The organism is Nonomuraea sp. NPDC001684 (assembly GCF_053596515.1).
The window spans coordinates 13,456-32,497 of the sequence record NZ_JBSFGJ010000058.1 but is presented as its reverse complement, the minus strand read 5'-3'; the positions used below and the strand labels follow the sequence as shown (position 1 = coordinate 32,497).

Annotated in this window: 22 protein-coding genes and 1 tRNA gene; 8 read left to right on the top strand and 15 right to left on the bottom strand. The window is 68.8% G+C overall.

Annotated elements, in window-relative coordinates; translation table 11 throughout:
* Positions 1-66: 66 nt before the first annotated feature.
* Positions 67-438, bottom strand: coding sequence for a DUF5997 family protein (locus tag ACWCSD_RS14310; RefSeq protein ID WP_352323187.1), 372 nt, complete (start codon positions 436-438; stop codon positions 67-69).
* Between the two features lie 54 nt (positions 439-492).
* Here ACWCSD_RS14310 and ACWCSD_RS14305 point away from each other — a divergent pair, with 54 nt between their 5' ends.
* Complete coding sequence (locus ACWCSD_RS14305) at positions 493-1,221, top strand: LysR family substrate-binding domain-containing protein (RefSeq protein ID WP_449915103.1); 729 nt, start codon at positions 493-495, stop codon at positions 1,219-1,221.
* Between the two features lie 131 nt (positions 1,222-1,352).
* A complete protein-coding gene (locus ACWCSD_RS14300) occupies positions 1,353-1,652 on the top strand; it encodes a hypothetical protein (protein ID WP_449915100.1) in 300 nt (99 codons plus the stop codon).
* Between the two features lie 219 nt (positions 1,653-1,871).
* On the opposite strand, the gene ACWCSD_RS14295 is transcribed toward ACWCSD_RS14300, so the two are convergent.
* Positions 1,872-2,018, bottom strand: coding sequence for a hypothetical protein (locus ACWCSD_RS14295; protein ID WP_352323191.1), 147 nt, complete (start codon positions 2,016-2,018; stop codon positions 1,872-1,874).
* 49 nt (positions 2,019-2,067) lie between these two features.
* Entirely contained in the window at positions 2,068-2,874 is an 807-nt protein-coding gene (locus tag ACWCSD_RS14290) for a GNAT family N-acetyltransferase (protein ID WP_397163321.1), read from the bottom strand.
* 154 nt (positions 2,875-3,028) lie between these two features.
* Here ACWCSD_RS14290 and ACWCSD_RS14285 point away from each other — a divergent pair, with 154 nt between their 5' ends.
* Complete coding sequence (locus tag ACWCSD_RS14285) at positions 3,029-4,402, top strand: hypothetical protein (protein ID WP_449915096.1); 1,374 nt, start codon at positions 3,029-3,031, stop codon at positions 4,400-4,402.
* Between the two features lie 27 nt (positions 4,403-4,429).
* Entirely contained in the window at positions 4,430-5,275 is an 846-nt protein-coding gene (locus ACWCSD_RS14280) for an FkbM family methyltransferase (RefSeq protein ID WP_449915093.1), read from the top strand.
* Here the strand turns inward: ACWCSD_RS14280 and ACWCSD_RS14275 are convergent.
* The 4 genes from ACWCSD_RS14275 to ACWCSD_RS14260 all read right to left on the bottom strand — a co-directional run bounded on the left by ACWCSD_RS14275 (position 5,252) and on the right by ACWCSD_RS14260 (position 7,358).
* Positions 5,252-5,521 carry a hypothetical protein gene (locus tag ACWCSD_RS14275; protein ID WP_397163315.1) on the bottom strand — a complete coding sequence of 90 codons (270 nt, stop codon included), beginning with the start codon at positions 5,519-5,521 and terminating at the stop codon, positions 5,252-5,254. The two genes, ACWCSD_RS14280 and ACWCSD_RS14275, sit on opposite strands and share 24 nt — an antisense overlap.
* Positions 5,518-5,790, bottom strand: coding sequence for a hypothetical protein (locus tag ACWCSD_RS14270; RefSeq protein ID WP_397163314.1), 273 nt, complete (start codon positions 5,788-5,790; stop codon positions 5,518-5,520). Before ACWCSD_RS14270 ends, ACWCSD_RS14275 begins: the two co-directional genes overlap by 4 nt.
* A 204-nt stretch (positions 5,791-5,994) precedes the next feature.
* Entirely contained in the window at positions 5,995-6,312 is a 318-nt protein-coding gene (locus ACWCSD_RS14265; protein ID WP_449915089.1) for a hypothetical protein, read from the bottom strand.
* Positions 6,264-7,358, bottom strand: a complete 1,095-nt coding sequence (locus ACWCSD_RS14260) for a hypothetical protein (RefSeq protein ID WP_449915086.1) — start codon at positions 7,356-7,358, stop codon at positions 6,264-6,266. Before ACWCSD_RS14260 ends, ACWCSD_RS14265 begins: the two co-directional genes overlap by 49 nt.
* A gap of 237 nt (positions 7,359-7,595) precedes the next feature.
* Between ACWCSD_RS14260 and ACWCSD_RS14255 the strand changes: the two genes are divergently transcribed.
* Positions 7,596-8,435, top strand: a complete 840-nt coding sequence (locus ACWCSD_RS14255; RefSeq protein ID WP_449915083.1) for a hypothetical protein — start codon at positions 7,596-7,598, stop codon at positions 8,433-8,435.
* A gap of 22 nt (positions 8,436-8,457) precedes the next feature.
* Here the strand turns inward: ACWCSD_RS14255 and ACWCSD_RS14250 are convergent, their stop codons facing one another.
* Entirely contained in the window at positions 8,458-9,096 is a 639-nt protein-coding gene (locus ACWCSD_RS14250) for a GNAT family N-acetyltransferase (RefSeq protein WP_397163307.1), read from the bottom strand.
* An 803-nt stretch (positions 9,097-9,899) separates the two neighbouring features.
* Here ACWCSD_RS14250 and ACWCSD_RS14245 point away from each other — a divergent pair.
* A complete protein-coding gene (locus ACWCSD_RS14245; protein ID WP_449915080.1) occupies positions 9,900-10,253 on the top strand; it encodes a hypothetical protein in 354 nt (117 codons plus the stop codon).
* Positions 10,254-10,496: 243 nt separating this feature from the next.
* Here the strand turns inward: ACWCSD_RS14245 and ACWCSD_RS14240 are convergent.
* From ACWCSD_RS14240 to ACWCSD_RS14210, 7 genes are all read right to left on the bottom strand, one after another.
* Positions 10,497-10,568 (bottom strand) — tRNA-Val (locus tag ACWCSD_RS14240).
* Positions 10,569-10,585: 17 nt separating this feature from the next.
* Positions 10,586-11,527, bottom strand: coding sequence for an ROK family protein (locus ACWCSD_RS14235; RefSeq protein WP_358284323.1), 942 nt, complete (start codon positions 11,525-11,527; stop codon positions 10,586-10,588).
* A 174-nt stretch (positions 11,528-11,701) separates the two neighbouring features.
* Positions 11,702-12,031: a hypothetical protein gene (locus tag ACWCSD_RS14230; RefSeq protein ID WP_352321053.1), complete on the bottom strand. Its 330-nt coding sequence runs from the start codon at positions 12,029-12,031 to the stop codon at positions 11,702-11,704.
* 14 nt (positions 12,032-12,045) lie between these two features.
* Positions 12,046-12,498: a peroxiredoxin gene (locus ACWCSD_RS14225; protein ID WP_358284319.1), complete on the bottom strand. Its 453-nt coding sequence runs from the start codon at positions 12,496-12,498 to the stop codon at positions 12,046-12,048.
* Positions 12,499-12,537: 39 nt separating this feature from the next.
* Complete coding sequence (locus ACWCSD_RS14220; protein ID WP_352321051.1) at positions 12,538-12,966, bottom strand: DUF3052 domain-containing protein; 429 nt, start codon at positions 12,964-12,966, stop codon at positions 12,538-12,540.
* Between the two features lie 118 nt (positions 12,967-13,084).
* Positions 13,085-13,492, bottom strand: coding sequence for a secondary thiamine-phosphate synthase enzyme YjbQ (locus tag ACWCSD_RS14215; RefSeq protein WP_352321050.1), 408 nt, complete (start codon positions 13,490-13,492; stop codon positions 13,085-13,087).
* Between the two features lie 9 nt (positions 13,493-13,501).
* Positions 13,502-13,798, bottom strand: coding sequence for a DUF1918 domain-containing protein (locus ACWCSD_RS14210; RefSeq protein WP_449915072.1), 297 nt, complete (start codon positions 13,796-13,798; stop codon positions 13,502-13,504).
* 803 nt (positions 13,799-14,601) lie between these two features.
* Here ACWCSD_RS14210 and aceE point away from each other — a divergent pair.
* Both aceE and ACWCSD_RS14200 read left to right on the top strand, forming a co-directional pair.
* Entirely contained in the window at positions 14,602-17,349 is a 2,748-nt protein-coding gene (gene aceE, locus ACWCSD_RS14205) for a pyruvate dehydrogenase (acetyl-transferring), homodimeric type (RefSeq protein WP_397163300.1), read from the top strand.
* A gap of 185 nt (positions 17,350-17,534) precedes the next feature.
* Positions 17,535-19,034: an alpha/beta hydrolase gene (locus ACWCSD_RS14200; RefSeq protein ID WP_397163298.1), complete on the top strand. Its 1,500-nt coding sequence runs from the start codon at positions 17,535-17,537 to the stop codon at positions 19,032-19,034.
* Positions 19,035-19,042: the final 8 nt, after the last annotated feature.

Here is a 19,042-nt window from a genome sequence, read left to right as displayed (position 1 = left end):
CCTGACCGGGCGGTGACGCGCGGCCTGCCACCGGCGGGCCGCGCCGTCAGGTCTGGAACGCGGCGACTAGCGCTGCTTGAGCCGGAGGGCTTCCTTGCGGGCCTCCGCCTGGACGGTGCGCTCCCGCTCCAGCCAGTCGGGGTTCTCCGCCTTCAGCGCGTCGATCTCGGCGGTCGTGAGCGGCTCGGTGATCCCGGCCCGCAGCAGCCCCGAGATGGAGACGCCGAGCTTGGCGGCCACGACCTGCTTGGGGTGCGGCCCGTTACGACGCAGGTCGGCGAGCCACGCGGGCGGCTTGGCCTGCAGCTCGTTCAGCTCGTCCCTGGAGACGACGCCCGCCTGGAACTCCGCGGGCGTGGCCGAGAGGAGGACACCCAGCTTCTTGGCCGCCGTCTCGGGCTTCATCGTCTGGATGCTCTTCGGTTTGGACGAGGTCATGCCCCCAAGCCTAGCCAGTCGGGACAGCGTCCCCGACATCGATACCCTGAGGACGTGACTGACGAGAGCGGCGAAGACTTCCGGCTGGCGTACGCGCCCGGCGTGACCCCCGCCAAGTGGGCCGGCGTCTGGGCCGAGAGGCTGCCCGACGTGCCGCTCACGCTGGTCACGGCCCCCACCCCCGAGGCGCTGGCCCTCCTGCGGGGCGGCGGGGCCGACGCCGCGTTCGTCCGGCTCCCGATCGACCGCGAGGGCCTGAGCGCGATCCCCCTCTACGTCGAGACCACGGTGGTCGTGGTGCCGAAGGACCACGCCGTGGCCGCCGCCGACGAGGTGACCCTCGCCGACCTGGCCGACGAGGAGATCTTCCATCCCCTCGACGACGCCATCGAGTGGGCGTCGCGGCCCGGGCAACCGGCCTTCACCCGTCCCGCCACCACGGCCGAGGCGGTCGAGATGGTGGCCGCCGGCACCGGCCTGCTCCTGGTCCCCCAGTCGCTGGCCCGCCTCCACCACCGCAAAGACCTCACCTACCGCCCGGTCACGGACGCGCCCCAGTCCCAGGTCGCCCTGGCCTGGCCCACCGACGCGACCACCGACCTGGTGGAGGACTTCATCGGCATCGTGCGCGGCCGCACGGTCAACAGCTCCCGCGGCCGCGCTCCCGCCGCCCCTCAGGAGAAGCAGGCACGACGCCAGCCCCCCAAGCCCGCCGCCCAGAACCGCGCCGGTCGCCGCGCCGCGCCGACGAGCCGCAAGAAGAAGGGCCCGCGTCCCCGCTGACGGCGGCGTCCCGGCGACCGGACAGGGGCTTGACGGCGGCGACGGTGCGGCTACTTTCTCTTAAGAAGCTTTCCTAAGAGTGCACTGCCTGACGACCCACTGGAGGTCAGCACATGCGCGCGAGAAAGCACTTGACCCTCCCCCTCGCGACCGTCCTCGCGACCGTCCTCACCAGCGTCGCCCTCTTCGGCGCCGCCTCCCCCGCGCACGCCTCCCCCACCGGCTGCACCACCGGCCGGGACGGCAAGACCGCCTGGGCGTACTGCGGCGGCGGTTCCGGCAACTACGCCGTGGTCATCCGCGTCACCCATCCGGATCCCACGGTGGGCTCGTGGCCGGAGGTCGGCCCCTGCGTCTCCCCCGGCCAGCGGTCGGAGTACACGCCGTACCACAACATCCCGTTCACCGTCACGGGCATCACCTACTGCTGAACCCGCACGGGCCGGGCGGCCGGTCTCCTTCGCCTACGTGACGATGAGACCGGCGTCCGCCAGCACGGACATGAACAGTCCCCCGCACAACAGCGCGACGGGCCACACCCTCTGGTGAGGGCGACCAGGATTCCGGCGAGGAGTGCCAGCAGAGCGACGATGGTGAGGGCGTCCATGTGCGTGTTCCTGCCCGTAGGGGGTGGTCTCAGGCGCCGGGGGTCAGAGCTGGCCGAGCTTGGGGATGATCTCGCTGAGCACCCAGAGCGCCAGACCGAGTGCGAGCAGGTTGACGCGCGCGCCGCCGATGTTGAAGGCGGACAGGACGAAGCAGGCCAGGGCGAGGATGAGCAGAATGAGAGTGATCATGCCGTGTTCCACTTCTGTAGCCGGGGTGGTCGCACAGCGCTACCCGTGATCATCCGATGTAGGCATGACCGGCGAGTCGGAGGAAGTGGATCGCGGTGTTGGCACGGCAGCCGATGCGTTCGTAGACCGGCTGCCCGGCCGGCGTGGCGTGCAGCACCAGCCGCCGGTGCCCGCTCCGCCTGCCGCCTTCGTGGATCGCCTTGCGGGTGACGGCCTCGCCGTACCCCTTGCGCATCTCCTCCGGCAGGGTGGCGACCAGCGCCAGGAAGATGGAATGCGGCCCGGCGACGGTGGCGGCGCAGGTCACGGGCCGTCCGTCGCGGTATCCGAGGTAGGCGTGCACGTCGCCGCGCCACAGTTGCGAGCCGGCCAGGGCGAGCCTGCCCGCCTCGGGCGGCATGCCGTAGGCGCGTGCGTTGATGTCGCCGTACGCGGCGAGGTGCTCCTCGTTCTCCACCCGCCGGAACTCCAGGTCCGGATGATCCGGCTCGGGCACGGCCAGGTCGCCCGCCATGCCCCGGCCCGAGAACGCCGGCTCCAGCCCGGCCTCGGCCGCGCGCCGGAACAGGCTCTGGCGCGCCTGGGGGCTCAGCAGATCCTCGAAGACCCACAGATATCCGCTTTCGGACCTGCCCCTCATGAAGGACGCCGCCCGCGCGAGCCGCTCGCCGAGCGCGTCCGCGGGGATGCCCGTACCGGCCAGGGTCACGGTGTTCCAGAAGCCGAAGGGGCTGTCGGCCCACATGTGCACGACGCCGTCGTCCGTACCGATCCGGCCGCCTCTGTCCCGTACCAGCTCGCTCCAGACGGCGACGAGATGATCCCTGGACTCCACGGCCTCTTCGAGCGACGACACAACCGGCCCCTTCCCCGAGGAGACACCACGAGCGACCCAAGCGGATCGTACGACGCGGAACCCCCGGCCGAGCCACTATCCATGATGACCTTCCCTGCGGTACCCGGCTGTGCTTCCCTTAGGGGTGGCGACCGAAGGGTGGTATCTCGAAGAGATGAAGCGCGATGACTCCCGCTCCATCAACGCCTTGCGCGCCACGTCCCAATTCGCCGCCTTGGAACCGATCTGGGCCGGCATCAGCTCCACCATGCAGCTCCGGGCCCTGCTGGTGTTCGGGGCGCTCTTCAACGAGCGGGTCTACGTGCATGACACGCAGCTCGTGGACAACCCCCGGGTCGTGGGCGACTTCAGCAGGTCGGACCTGCGGGAGAACAACTTCTACCGCCTGCTCAGAGATCTCGTCGCGGGAGGCGTCGTCGCGGTCGGGCTCCGCGCCCACAACTACCTCTACCAGGAGGACCGGCTCGACCCCTGCGACTCTCTGGCGGACGTCCTGGACAGCTGGAAGCGGAACAGCCCCGACGGGAAGGGATGGGTCGTCTCGCCGGTCTCGGCCGCCCGCGACCGCATGATCAGGGAACTCGACGGCGTTCTCGCCGGAGACGGTTCCGTCGTCGTCCGCTACGACTATGTCACCGCCAAGGACGACTTCATGCGGCAGGTCCGCGAGGCCGCCAACTCGCCTGACTCCGTCCTGACCGGCCTGCTGTCGGCGCAGCCGATCGAACTGAGAAGACGGTACGACGACATCCTGTCGAGGCCGCGGTTCTCCCACACTCCCATCTTCGCGCTGCTCCACGACTCCGGACTGCCGGTGAGCAGCGAGCTGATCCAGATCCACGGCCTCTTCGACGAGACCGCGCACGCCCGCGCGTTCAACGCGAGGATCATGGGCTCGGACTGGAACTCCGGGGAGGCCACCGGCCTCGCCGAGGCCGTCCTCACCGGTGCGCAGCATGCGCCCAGCCGGCCGGATCCTCAGTTCGACGTGCGGGAGCTCGTCGAGACGGCCTATCGGATGGTCGAGGGTCCGCCGCCCGACCTGCTGGCCATGCTCCGTTTCGAGGAGATCGTCGAACTGCGCCAACAGGCCAGGGAGCTGTTCGAGATCCAGTCCTACCTCGAAGTCTCGAACGCCCATGACGCGGACGACGTGCTGGCCGCGGCCCTGGCCGACTGCGCCGCCGACTACTGGCAGCGCATCTGCGACCACATCCGGGCGACGCGTCCTCATCTGGCGGTCAAACCCACGAAGCTCGGCATCTTCCTGCGCAGGAAGATGCCCGGACTGGCGAAGGTCGCCGAACGGTTCGCGATGACCGGCCTGTCGACGCTCACCGAAGTGGCGGTCAACGCGGTCCCGCTGGTCGGGGGCCTGCTGGGCGAGGAGGCGAAACACAGCATGCTGCGGCGGGCCAACCTGGAGTTCGTCTTCTTCACGGACTCCTCGCGCATGCGGGAACTCAGGAGCTACTACCCGCACCGAAGCTGGATCTCCTCCGACGCGAGAACGATCACACGTGGGTGAGCGCGGAACACCTCCCCGGGAGTCCTGATGTCGACGACGCCTTCCCTCTCGCAGCGCGACGGACTGACCTGGGCCCTCCGGCCCGCCAGCGGTGACCGCGTCGGTCCGGGGCCGCACGAGCAGGACATCTGGCGCCTCCTGCAGTCCTTCGCCGAGCCGGGCTCGGCCTTCCTCGACGTCGGCGCCCACGTCGGCCACTACGCCTTACGGATGGCCAGGGCCTTCACGAAGGTCATCGCCGTCGAGCCGAACCCGGTCGCACTGCGCGCGCTGCACCACAATCTGCAGCTCAACGAGATCGGCAATGTCGACGTCCACCCGGTGGCCGCGCACGACTCCGGAGCACGACTGCGACTTTGGGACCCCTACCACGTCACCGCCGGCCCCTGCACCCGTACGCTCGCCGCCGGCGAGCCGGCGACCATCCCCGCCGACTGCGTCACTTCCACCCTCCACCACGGCGAGGAGGGGTACGGCGCGTTCCTCGGTGAGGCCGACGGCCTGCCGATCGACGTCATGGCCTCCCGGTCCCGGGAGAGGATCCGGCTGGTCAAGATGGACATCGAGGGTCATGAGGGGAGGGCGCTGGCGGGTGCGGCGGAGACGATCGCCCACCACCAGCCGGCGCTGCTGATCGAGATGCACGACTCCATGTACGGCGCACACATCAGGGAGGAGGTGATCGAGCAGCTCACCCGGCACGACTACGCCTGGTGCGACTTCTCGCTCTACCAGCGATCGAAGATGACGCGGTCGGACATGTGCCCCTACATCTACGCCGAGCCGGTCAGCACGCGGCGGATGCGGGACGTCCGCGACTTCGCCGTCCGGGCGAACGAGGGCGCGGCGTCACGCTGGGTGACGACTCCGTGAGACGGTCAGGATCACCAGGCTCATCTCCTCGTGCCGCACCCAGCACAGGGCCTCGAAGTCGCCTATCTCCGCCTTGAGCAGCCCCGCTTCCTTGTCGATCGTGCGCAGCAGACCCGAGTCGAGGTCGGTGGAGAGATACTCCAGGCCGTCGAGGACGAACGTGGCGGCCATCGGCTCCGCGGCGTGCACGGCACGGATCTGCCGCACCGCCGATGACGAGAGCTGGATCTCGTAGTAGCCCTTCATGAGGCAAGCTCACGGCGCAGGTCGCTGAGCCGCATCGTCTCCATGCCGGCTTCGAGCTCCGCGATCAGCCTGAGCCCCGACAGCCGGTCAGCGGCGTCCTGGGCCTCATTGAGCAGGTCGACGCCGGCGGCGGCCACCTCGTAGGGCACCACCGCGGCCACGAGGCGACCGTCCTGCTCCAGCAGGACGACCTCTCCCGCCGCCGCCTGGTCAATGGCTTCCTGGACGGCGGCCGCGGTGGCGGGGATCCGCAACGTGCGATTTCGCATGGCAGGTGGCTCTCCGTTCACGGACTGCGCAGCCCCTTCGGCTTAAGAGCCCTTACCCCGGGGACCTCCACCACAATACTTCGCCGCCGCTACGGAGAAGTCGCAGTCAGTGCACATCGACGTGCCGATCGGAGAGCGTTCCCGCCCGGCCCGTGCCGCATCCGCTCCTTGCCGCTGACCAGCCCCGGCTCGCCCGGCCTCGGATCAGGACTTCAGCTTCAGCCTCTTCCTCGACGCGCCCGGGAACACGACGACCAGGTGCTCCTCCCCCGCCTCACCGATCCGCACGTGGACACGGAGCCGGTAGCGGCCCTTCCCGGCGATCGCCAGGTTCGGCATCGGGGCACCCGCCCCCACGTCGCCGCCGTCGGCCATCTCGGGCACCGCGAGCCGGCCGCCGCGGCTGACGACCGGCACCTCGTGGACCTGGTCCCACCCGGCCGTGCGCAGTGGCGGCGCGGCGCGGAGGGCCTTCACCGTGAGGCACAGATCGACGACGTCCTCGACGTGCCCGATGAGCACCGCGCCGCCGGCCACCCCGACGAGGGCGCCGTCTTCGTAGGACCGGGCCGTGGCCAGCTCCGGTACGCGAGGACCGCCTGGTCCGACGTGGTGTCGGGGAACATGGGCGGAGTTGCGCCGTCTGTGCTCCGCGCCCGGCACAGGAACACGGCGTCACGTTCCGCGGGCTTCACGTCACCGAAGCTGGGCCGGTCGTAGCACTCCGCCGACCCGGCGGTGTAGGTCAGGCGCGCGTCCTGCTCCGGATTGATCAGTACGACGGGCGACAGCACGGCCACGGCCGCCACCGCGACGCGGAACCCGCGCCGCCGGACGGACGGAAGATCCGCCGGGCGGCCCTCGGCGGGCAGCTCACGAGCGGTGGCCGCGATCCACACGGTGGTGACGAGCCCTGTCGCGTCCATCGCGATCACCATCGCCAGACCGCCACCGAAGGGTCCTCCGACGAGGAGGTTGAACGGGATCGCCAGCGCGTAACCGCCCACCGACGCCACCCCGGCGATCAGCGTGCCGCGGCTCCAGCGGCCGTCGCGCCACTGCCCGAGGACGGTGACGAGGGTCGCCAGCACTCCGCCCCCGATCAGGACCGCCTGGATGACGCCGCCCGGTCCGAGCTCCGGGAGGTCGAGGTCGTCGAGCAGGTCGTCGGCCGCCCCGGCCAGCTCGACCGCGAACAGCACTCCGGCCGCCCCGCGCAACAGGCGGGACCGCCACCGGATGACGAGCAGGTAGAGGACGTCGATCGCGGCCCACAGAACGAGCGTGAACGCCGCGTCGACCGCGTCCGGGAGCAGCGCCACCGGGTACCACAGCACGAGCGCGTGGGCCACCGCCAGGTACAACAGCCGGCGCAGCGCCCTCTCCCCGTGGTCCAGCGGCCCCCGTTCCGGGGTGCGCAGAATCAGCCACAGGAGCGCCGCCTTCACCAGGGCGGCCCCGAACAGCGCCAGACCGGCCGAGCCGTCGGACCCGTCGCCCGTGGAGAACTCGTCGAACGTCGGCGGCGACCACTCGGCGGCCACCCAGAGCCAGGCGTCGCCGAGCACCAGCCCCGCGACCGCCGCCAGAAGAATCAGACTTACTAATCCGATCCTGATAAACCGCCATAAATGTTCCGAAGACACGGGACGCGATCTTAGTGCGATCTTGGTACGGCACTGCTACACCGGCCGGCACGGCGGAACAAACGATGCCGTACCGGTGTCGGTCAGGCGCCCCTATTCACCGGCGATCTGATTTGATCATCACTGTTCGACCGGCATCGGCACGCACGGGAGACCGCCTTGACCGCAGACAGCCGCACCAGGAATTCACGCAGAACCGGGTACGTCATCGTCGTCATACTCGTTCTGCTCGCCTGTCTGGCCGAAGGCGTGCACCTGTTCGGCGGGCGCGCTGAACGCATGCGCGAGGTCTATGGCGGTGCCTTTCAGGTGGCGCATCCGGAGTACGACGTCATCGTGGGCCACGAGGTGGGTGTGGGCCCTCTGTCGATGGGCGTGACGGTCAGCACTTTCGAGATGCATCCGAGTCTGCGAGGTCGTCCAGCACACGAAGAGATAGTGACCGACGTGCTGGGCACGACCTCCGCTCCGGCCATGCCGGAGGCGATGATGAGCCCGTTGCTGCGCTCGTTCCACGGCGGCGAGGGAGTGGACGAGCCGGCCAAAAGCAAGGCCCGCCAGGCGATTGCGGCCCTGGGCAGGAATGACTTCTCCACCGCCGTCGTGGAACTGACCGCCCCCATGACCGAGAACGAGCTGACCACCACCTTGGACGTGCGAGGAATCCGATCGGACGCCGTGTTCCTGTTCCTCTCCCGATCGCGCGGGGACGCCGACAAACCGGTCTACTGGCGGTCGTGCGCGGTCTATGAAACCGAATGCGAGAACACTTCACCGATCGAGCTGTACAGACGTTGGGCGGCCAAGTTGCAGTGGACCGACGCACTGAACCTGAAGTCATTCGGGCTCGATCTCCGCCGTTTACGTCAGGCGGCACATGAAGGCAGGATCTATGGATTGGTCGTCTACGGACACTCGAAACCGGCACTCGCCGAGCTGATCGGAAAACCCGGAGTGCGCACGATCAAAATCGTTGGCTCATCTCGCAGAGGACCATGACCACCCCGCTCGGCGCCCCGCCTCAGAACGACAGCTTGAACCCGTCGTGACTGCGGACGAAGCCGAGAGAGTCGTAGAAACGATGGGCGTCGGTGCGTCGCTTGTTGCTGGTGAGCTGGACCAGGGTGCAGCCGCGGGCGCGTGCCCGCTCGATCGCCCAGGTGAGCAGTTCGCGCCCGAGCCCCGCCCCACGTCGATCGGCACGCACCCGGACCGCCTCGATCAGCGCCCGCTCCTGCCCGTGTCGTCCCAGGCCAGGGATGTACGTCAGCTGGAGGCAGCCGACGACCGTACCGTCTGCCCCGTCCATGACGATCATCTCGTTGCGCTCGTCGGTGTCGACGGCCTTGAAGGCTCGCTCGTACGCCTCGTCGACCTCAACGGTCCGGGGATCGACCACGGTGTCCTCATCAGCCAGGAGCGCGATGATCGCGGACAGATCCCGGCGCGTCGCAGTACGAATTGTCACGCCACAGAGCATGCCAGGCACCTGAGCCCCGTCGAGCACCACGCCGCCGCCGTTGACGCAGAGATCGGGAAGAGCTCCCGCACCGGCTGATGCCCCGTTGACGGCACGAAGCTCCGTTGCCGCAAATGGAAACGGGGCTGCCCCCTGACGTTTGTCGTCCCGCTGGCTGAGCCAGACGTCTTCCCGGCTCAAGCCTCGCCATGAAATGATCCACTGCGGTTGGATCCACGTAAGGACTGGCATGTCTCCCAGAGCGATGGCGTTTGTCGCCTTCCTGTTAATCGGCTCGGGCATTCTCACCGGCCTGATGTCCGTCACGTCAGGCGGTGAATCCTGCGGCTCGGCATTTGTCGGAGTCACCTGGGCGCAACTCGATCCGTCCTCCGCCTTGGCCGACAGGCTGCACCATTTGGACAACTGCACAGACCTGCGGAGCCTCGTCAGGATTCCCGCGACCGTACTGATCGCTGCGGGTGGGGCCACGTTGTTCGCCGCCTTCCTTTCACGGCGACGCGTATCCCTTTCACGCGGATAGAGTGGCCAACCGCCAGAAGGGCACCTTCCAGCGTGCTCACGGATGTTCTATGCGATCACGAGGACCGCCTTGCGATCACACAACCAACCACACCGTCGCAGACGCGCTGGATTGCCGGCTGACCAACGGGCGCCCACGTTGGCCCCGGCGGAACCCGTCCCGAAGGCGGCCGCGAGCGGTCGGGATCACAGAAATTCGCCGAACCTACCAGTCGTACATCGTGGAGTTCTACAAGCGATACGACTTCGGAAACAGCCGCGAGAATCGCGGCCCGGACCCCGAGTTCGAGACCCCCAGACCCACAGGATGCGCGGTGCGGTGTCATGTCGGAGTCGCCTCCGCCCTGGAGCCTGAAATTACGCGATTGCAGGACTTGAACGGTCCTGTCGTGTAACGGCGCAAACCGCACACGCTGTCGACGCGTCTTACGCACGCACCCCTACTCCCTCAGGAGCCCCGCATGGCGTATCCCGGCCCGCAGGACCAGGACGGCCAGCCGTATCTCCACCAGCCGTCACAGCCGTACGGGCAGTACCCTCAGCAGCCGCCTATGCCAGCACCGGCAACGCACAACTGGATAGGCGTCGTCGGCCTTTGCCTCGGCATCCTCGCCCTCCTGCTCGACGTGACCATGGTGTTGGCCCGCGTCGGGATCTGGGTGTCGTTAGTCGCCATCTTCATGTCGGGGTTGGGCATGTCCCACACTCGCGCCGGGACAGCCACCAATCGAACCTTGTCGATCGTCGCGATGATCCTCAGCTGGACGGCGTTGGAGCTGTCCATCGCCGTCCAGTCCGTCTGGCACTCTTTCTAAGCACCGACGGGACCTCCAGGTAGACGCGGAACAGCAGCCCCGTAGAGCTCGCTGTGCAGGCGTGGCACCGCCTCGGGGGTGGAAGCCTCATACCTGCCCCCGCTTTTCGGGTCGACCGTCTCGGAGAGGGCCAGCCCACAGCCAGGGCACGCGAAGATCGCAAAGAGTCCACGCACCGGCCGATGGCACGCTAATGGCACGAAGCCCCGTTTCCGCGATGGGAAACGGGGCTGTTCTACGAGGTGGGCGGTACTGGGTTCGAACCAGTGACCCCTCGCTTGTAAGGCGAGTGCTCTACCGCTGAGCTAACCGCCCCCTGATCGGCACTAACCTTACGACACCAGAGGGGCCGATCGCACATTCACCGTCCAGCCGGGGCCCAGTTCGGGGCGGCCGGCGGCTCGCCAGCCCAGCAGGGCGGCGCCCAGCATGCCGGCGTCGACGCCCAGCGCGGCCGGGACGAGCGGGGGCGCGTCGCGGAAGGCCAGGCGCTTGACCAGGCGGGTGCGTACGGGATCGAAGAGGGCGGGACCGGCCTCGGCCAGGCCGCCGCCGAGGACGATCACCGAGGGGTCCAGCAGCAGCGTGTACGTCGCCAGGGCGAGCGACAGGGCCTCCACAGCCTCGTCCCACACCTCGATGGCGATGGGGTCGTCGGAGGCGACCACCTGCTCGGCGCGTACGCCCTCCACGCCCGCGCGCTGGCTGTAGCGGCGGCCGACCGAGGCCGCCGAGGCGTACGTCTCCAGGCAGCCGAACTGGCCGCACGCGCACTGTTCGCCGTCGGGGAAGACGGGGGTGTGGCCGATCTCGCCGGCCCAGCCGGAGGAGCCGCCGTACGGGTCGCCGTTGATGATCGAGGCTCCGGCGATTCCGGTGCCGATGGGGAGGAAGAGGAAGTCGGAGACGCCTCTTCCGGCGCCGAGGATGCTCTCGGCCAGGCCGCCTGTTCGGACGTCGTGGCCCAGCATGACGGGGATGTCCAGGGTGGTGAAGTTCGAGGCGGGGACGTCACGCCAGCCCAGGTTCGCCGCATAGAGAGCCGCGCTCTCGGACACCAGCCCCGGGACGGCCAGGCCGACGCCTGCCGGTTCGCCGTCGCCGGAGGAGGCCAGGTGGCCGATGAAGTCTGAAATGGCGGACACGACCGCCTCAGGGCCCTCCTCGCGAGGAGTGTGGCGCCGCTCGCTCAGCAACACCTCACCGGACTCGCTGACCAGGCCGCCCTTCATGGACGTGCCACCGACGTCGAGCGCGACGACGAACGAACTCATAGCGGACACGAAAGGAGACGATAGCGCAGGTCAGCAAATGTCTGAAAAGGCGCTTGAGAATCTCTCAGCTGGAAGGAGGGCGCCGCGCCGCGATCCAGGCCGGCGACACCAGGGCCCTGAACTGGCGATCAACCACACGACGCCTGGGCCTCGAACTCAAGATCACCCAGGCGGTCAGGCCCTGCCCAGCACCCGGTTGAGCGCCGCCTCGACCTCCGCCGACAGCCCGGGCGGAGCCCCCGACCCCACGTACGCCCCCTGCTCCTCGAACCCCTTCGGCGCCCGGGCCTGCCGGACGGCGCCGCAACCGCGGCACTCGATCTCCCCCAGCCGGCAGATGAGCGCGGTGGACCCGCAGGTGGCGCAGGAGTCGAGATCGAGGTCGTGCAGCCGTTGACAGTCCGGGCAGATCAGCACCTGGGACTCGTTGCGCACCCCGCGCTGCCACGGGCTGGCGCCACGGACCGGGTCGGTCTGCCGGGCCCCGCATCGGTAGCAGGGCATCGTTCCCTCCGAAGTCAGGAAATGTCGGCGAGTGCCTTGACGTAGTCGGCGACGTCACGTGCCGAGGAGATCGGACTGATCACCGACCACCGGATCACGCCCTCGCCGTCGATGACGAAGGTCCCCCGACGTGCGAGCCCCTTCGCCTCATCGAACACACCGTACGCCTGGGCGACCTGTCCATGTGGCCAGAAATCGGAGAGTAGGGCGAATCCGTAACCTTCCCGATCGGACCAGGCACGCAAGGCGAACACGGAGTCGACCGACACGGCGAGCACCCGCGCGTCGAGAGGCTGGTCGCGCAGCGCGGTGAGCTCGCCCTCACAGATCCCGCTGAAGGCAAGCGGATAGAAGACCAGCACGACCTTCTCGCCCCGGAACATGGACAGTCTCACCGGGGCGCCGTGCTGGTCCTGCAGCTCGAAATCCGGAGCCAGTGCGCCGACCTCGGCAGGATGTGCGTTCACAGCCCACCATCCTGCCGTATCGGCCGGCCTCGGAGTTTCCTAACGTCGGCCCTTCGGGGCGACGAGCCTGGTCCCGGACCAGTCGGGTGCGGCTGAGATGCTGCTGGTCTGCGAGAGACCCGCGGTAGCGGCATCCTCCCCGATGTCGCTCGGCTCCACGTGGCCATCGCGCCCGGCCTTGGGAGTCAGCAGCCAGATCTGGCCGGCTTCGGCGAGTGCTCGCATGGCGTCGCTGAGGGCGTCGAAGAGGTCCCCGTCGCCGTCGCGCCACCACAGCAGCACCACGTCGACGACGTCGTCACTCTCCTCGTCCAGCAGCTCGTTGCCGGTCAGGTCCTCGATGGAGTCGCGAAGCTCGTCGTCGACGTCCTCGTCCCAACCGATCTCCTGCACCACCTGACCCGGCTTGAGGCCGAGTCGTTCGGCCAGGCCGCGCTCGCCCTGCGCCTGACCCGCGGTCGCGCTCACGTTTATCCCTCCTGCTTGAGTGGCCCCGCTCTATGCGGTTTATCGCTTCGGCACAGTCCACACGCTGTGACCCTCAGTCGTCAACGGTCGCCACGGGTACGGCCGTAGTCGGCCAGAATCAATCTGACAAAAACGACAGGCGAACCTGGCGTTGCGTGTTGTCGACATTGAGGTCGACCAGCGCGACGGACTGCCATGTGCCCAACGCCATTCTCCCGCCCAGCACGGGGATCGTGGCGTACGGCGGGATCAGCGCGGGCATGACGTGTGACCTGCCGTGACCGCGCGAACCGTGGGCATGACGCCAGCGGTCGTCGGCCGGGAGCAGGTCACGCAGCGCGGCGAGCAGGTCGTCGTCGCTGCCGGAGCCGAGCTCCAGCAGCGCCACGCCCGCGGTCGCGTGCGGCACGAAAACGTGCAACAGGCCGTCTTCTCCCTGCGCGCGCACGAATTCAGCGCATTCAGCGGTGATGTCGTGCACGGTCTCGCGTGAACCCGTGGCCACGGAGATGATTTCTGATCTCACAGGGAAATCCTACTGAGGCACAACGACCGCATCAGGGCCGGGAAAGACCAGCCCGGTGTGGCCGTCGTCGAACCGCACCATGTACGGAGGCTCGCCGTCCGTGCCGTGGACCTCGGTGATGACGCCGCTCCGCTCCCTTTCGCCGACGGTGTTGCCGTGCATCAGGAGCCGGTCTCCTGCCGTCGCATTCATACCTTCCACATTGGTACGACGAACGGCCCGAGAAAAGAGCGGATGCCGGAGACGGCGATTTTTTGCCCGGTCTTCATAGGGGCCGAAAATGATGACCGAAACGTTACGCGGCACGGGCGCGGCGTTTCGGCCGCCACGGCCGGGCCGTGGTCGTCGGATCACCTGACCACCACGGCGTTACGGCTGGTCAGGGCCAGAACGGCAGGGTCGCGTCCGGCTCTGTCGCCTGATGGTTCCGATATGGCCTCATTTCGGCAGCGGCCCGGCCGAGGGCCGTTTGTGCACCCGCGCGGAGGCAGCGGCGGGATGCGCGACAGAGGGGCGGCTCGACAAGAGAGACAAGGAGAGAGGCATCCAGGGACCCGGCCACACAGCTTCAGGCGAGCCGTCAGGATGCGGGCCCGACTTCGCGACGGCCCGACAGGATGCGGAGCCCGACTTCGGGCGGTCCGACAGGATACAGAGAGGGCCCGACGCGAGAGGGGCTCCGAGAGGCGGATCCGAAGCGCGTACAGAAGCAAGGAGAAGAGGTGTGCGCCTCGGCCCTCCCGGCGGACGCCGCCCCGCCCGCCCCCGCCACGAAGACGGTGGCTAGACTCGCGCGGCGCGGCGCGGCCGCCCCCTCCGGGTGAGGACCGCCCGGTTCGGGGGAGGGTTGAGGGCGGAGGCCGACCCACCGGGCCAGCCCCCTAGGATTGGGGGGAAATTTCGTCCGTTTTCTAGTCTTGTTAAATTGCTCCACCGATGTAACCTTTGGTGGCGATTCGTCCTACCATCGGTGGTCTAGGCCACCAACATGGCCCTGCCAGCAGGGACGCTCTGGTTACCCGTCAGTAGAGATGCGTTTTCTACGACTAGCGACCAGGATGGAAGGCGACCCAGACCAGACTTCAGTCATTCTCGGAAGGCGAGACCCAGTGGCTTCCGGACGCCAGCGATTCTCGATCATCAGCGACGGCCTACCCAGCCAGCTGCCTGATGTCGACCCCAGTGAGACCAACGAGTGGCTCGAGTCCCTCGACAATGTCGTCAAGACCGAAGGCCGCACCAGAGCCCGCTACCTCATGCTCCGCATGCTGGAACGGGCCCGCGAGCACCAGGTCGGCGTGCCGGGCCTGCGCAGCACCGACTACATCAACACGATCCCGCCGGAGCGCGAGCCCTGGTTCCCGGGCGACGAGCACGTCGAGCGGCGCATCCGCGCCTACATCCGGTGGAACGCCGCGGTCATGGTGTCGCGGGCCAACGCCCGTACGAACGTGGGCGGCCACATCGCCACCTACGCCTCGGCGGCCTCGCTCTACGAGGTGGGCTTCAACCACTTCTTCCGTGGCAAGGACCACGGCGAGTCGGGCGACCAGGTGTTCTTCCAGGGCCACGCCGCGCCGGGCATCTACGCCCGCGCCTTCCTGGAGGGCCGCCTCAACGAGGCCCAGCTCGACGCGTTCCGGCAGGAGCTGTCGCACGGCTTCCGCGGCCTGCCCTCCTACCCGCACCCGCGGCTCATGCCCGACTTCTGGGAGTTCCCGACGGTCTCCATGGGCCTCGGCCCGATCGGCGCGATCTACCAGGCGCGGTTCAACCGCTACCTGCTCAACCGCGAGCTCAAGGACACCTCGCGCAGCCACGTGTGGGCCTTCCTCGGCGACGGCGAGATGGACGAGCCCGAGTCGCTCGGCGCGATCGGCCTGGCCGCCCGCGAGGAGCTGGACAACCTCACGTTCGTCATCAACTGCAACCTGCAGCGGCTCGACGGCCCGGTACGCGGCAACGGCAAGATCATCCAGGAGCTGGAGTCGTACTTCCGCGGCGCCGGCTGGAACGTGATCAAGGTCGTGTGGGGCCGCGACTGGGACCCGCTGCTCGCGGCCGACGTCGACGGCGTGCTGGTCAACCAGATGAACACCACGCCCGACGGCCAGTTCCAGACCTACTCGGTCGAGACCGGCGGCTACATCCGCGACCACTTCTTCGGCGGCGACCCGCGCCTGCGCAAGATGGTCGAGCACCTGTCCGACGACGACATCCGCAAGCTGTCGCGCGGCGGCCACGACTACCGCAAGGTCTACGCGGCCTTCAAGGCGGCCCGCGAGCACGTCGGCCAGCCGACGGTGATCCTCGCCCAGACCATCAAGGGCTGGACGCTGGGCAAGGACTTCGAGGCGCGCAACGCCACCCACCAGATGAAGAAGCTCACCAAGGCCGAGCTGAAGGAGTTCCGCGACCGGCTCTACCTGCCGATCCCGGACTCGGCCCTGGAGGGCGAGCTGCCCCCGTACTTCCACCCGGGCGAGAACGACCCCGAGATCCAGTACATGAAGGAGCGCCGCGCGGCGCTCGGCGGTGTGCTGCCCAAGCGGGTCATGCGCGCCAAGCCGGTCAAGCTGCCCGGCGACGACGTCTACAGCCAGTTCCGCAAGGGCTCGGGCAAGCAGCAGGTCGCCACCACCATGGCGTTCGTGCGCCTGCTGAAGGACCTCATGCGCGACAAGGAGATCGGCCACCGGTTCGTGCCGATCATCCCCGACGAGGCCCGCACGTTCGGTCTCGACGCCATGTTCCCGACGGCCAAGATCTACTCGCCCCACGGGCAGACGTACGAGGCGGTCGACAGGGAGCTGCTGCTGTCGTACAAGGAGGCCGTGCAGGGGCAGATCCTGCACGAGGGCATCAGCGAGTCGGGCTCGATGGCCTCGACCATCGCGGCCGGCACCTCCTACGCCACGCACGGCGAGCACATGATCCCGGTCTACATCTTCTACTCGATGTTCGGGTGGCAGCGCACCGGCGACCAGATGTGGCAGATGGGCGACCAGATGGGCCGCGGCTTCCTGCTCGGCGCCACCGCCGGCCGCACCACGCTCAACGGCGAGGGCCTGCAGCACGAAGACGGCCACACGCCGCTCATCGCCTCGACGAACCCGGCCGCGGTCTCCTACGACCCGTCCTGGGCCTTCGAGGTCGCCCACATCGTCAAGGACGGCCTGCGCCGCATGTACGGCGAGCAGCCCGAGGACGTCTTCTACTACCTGACCGTCTACAACGAGCCCTACCTGCAGCCCGCGCAGCCGGCCGACCTCGACGTCGAGGGCCTGCTCAAGGGCCTGTACAAGTTCGCCGAGGGCCCGCAGACGCAGGGGCCGAAGGCCAACATCCTGGCCTCGGGCGTGGCGGGTCCGTGGGCCATGGAGGCCCAGCGCCTGCTGGCCGAGGAGTGGGGCGTGTCCGCCGACGTGTGGTCGGCGACGTCGTGGTCGGAGCTGCGGCGCGACGCGCTGGCGTGCGAGGAGCACAACCTGCTCAACCCCGACGCCGAGCAGCGCGTCCCGTACGTGACGCAGGCGCTCTCGCAGGCCAGCGGCCCGTTCGTGGGCGTCAGCGACTACATGAAGGCGGTCCAGGACCAGATCGCGCAGTGGGTGCCGGGTGACTGGTCCTCGCTGGGCACCGACGGGTTCGGCCTGTCCGACACCCGCTCGGCGCTGCGTCGCCACTTCCACGTGGACGCCGCCTCGATCACGCTGGCCGTGCTCACCCGGCTGGTCAAGCGGGGCGAGCTCGACGGCGAGGTGCTGCGCGAGGCCATCGCCCGCTACCACCTGAAGAACGGCGTCACCGAGGCCGGCGGCGCGGAGAGCAACGACACCCAGTCGATGGGCGTCTGAGTCATCCGGAAGGCGCGCTCCCGCGAACTGTCTCTCGCGGGAGCGCCGTCATGTCCGGGCCTGCGCTCCGTCCGACGGATGAGGCGGCACGTCCAGGAGGGGTACGTGCCGCCTCACCCAGGTTCGACGCGAGGTCCCGTATCGTGGGCACTGCTTCCCCCGAAGACACGAAGGGGAATGTTCGTATGCGACGCGTCCTAGCCGCCGCCCTGCTCGTAACGGCCGCGGGCTGCGCGAGTGCACCCGCAGAGCCCGCCACCGACGGACCCGCCGCCGACACCGACAAGATCGCGTGGGGGCCGTGCACCGACATCAAGCGCCCGGACGGCGAGCCACCGGCACAGCAGGACGCCTCGGTGCGCTGCGGGAAGCTGGCGGTGCCCCTCGACTACTCCCGCCCCGACGGCGACAAGCTGGAGCTGGCGCTCATCAAGCTGTCGGCCACCGATCCGAAGAAGCGGCTCGGCTCGATGGTGTTCAACTTCGGCGGGCCGGGTGCCTCCGGCGTGGACACCCTCGACCAGGCCGCCAAGGTGCTCACCACCCTGCGCGCCCACTACGACCTGGTCAGCTTCGACCCGCGCGGCGTCGAGCGCAGCGCGGGCGTGCGCTGCGGCGACAGCGCGCAGATGGACCGGTTCGTCTCCCTGGACACGCTGCCGGTCAACGCGCAGACCCACCAGGAGAGCCTGGACGCCAACAAGGAGTTCGCCCAGCTCTGCCAGCAGCACTCCGGCAAGGTCCTCCCCTACGTCGGCACCGTCAACGCCGCCCGTGACATGGACCGCATCCGCGCCGCCGTCGGCGACCCCAAGCTCAACTACGTCGGCATGTCGTACGGCACCCAGCTCGGCGCCGTCTACGCCACCCAGTTCCCCAAGAACGTGGGCCGGATGCTGCTCGACGCGCCGCTCGACCCGACAGTCACCTTCGAGCAGCGCACGCTGACCCAGACCCGCGGCTTCCAGCAGGCGTACGAGAGCTTCCTGCGCAGCTGCGTCAAGGGCGGCTGCGAGGTCGGCAAGGACGTGACCGCCGCGAACGCCAACGTCGAGAACCTGATGAACCAGCTCACCACCAAGCCGCTGAAGGTGGACGGCCGCCAGCTCACCCAGGGCCTGGCCTCCACCGGCGTGGCCGCCGCCCTGTACTCCGAGCTGACCTGGCCGTTCCTGGAGAAGGCGCTCGGGGAGGCGCTGAAGGGCCACGGCGAGGCGCTGATGTACCTGGCCGACTCCTACACCGGACGTTCGGAGGACGGCACCTACTCCACGCAGATGACCAGCTTCCCGGCCATCACCTGCGTGGACACCGCCGAACGGCCCAGCGAGGCCGAGCTGCGGCGCACCGAGGCGGCGGCGCTGCGGATCTCGCCGCTGTTCGGCAGCGAGGGCTCGGGCGGCCTGTGCCGGGTGTGGCCGGCCAAGGGCAGCAACGAGGCGCGGCACGTCAACGCCACCGGGTCGGCGCCGATCCTGGTCGTGGGCGGCAAGGGCGACCCCGCCACGCCGTACCAGTGGGCGCCGCGGCTGACGGCCCAGCTCAGGACCGCGCGGCTGGTGACGTACGAGGGCGAGGGGCACGGGGCGTACCTGTCGGGCAGCAAGTGCGTGCAGGGGCTGGTGGACGCGTACCTGGTGGAGGGCAAGCTGCCCGCCAAGGGCGCGACCTGCCCGGCGGCCTAGTGTGTGAC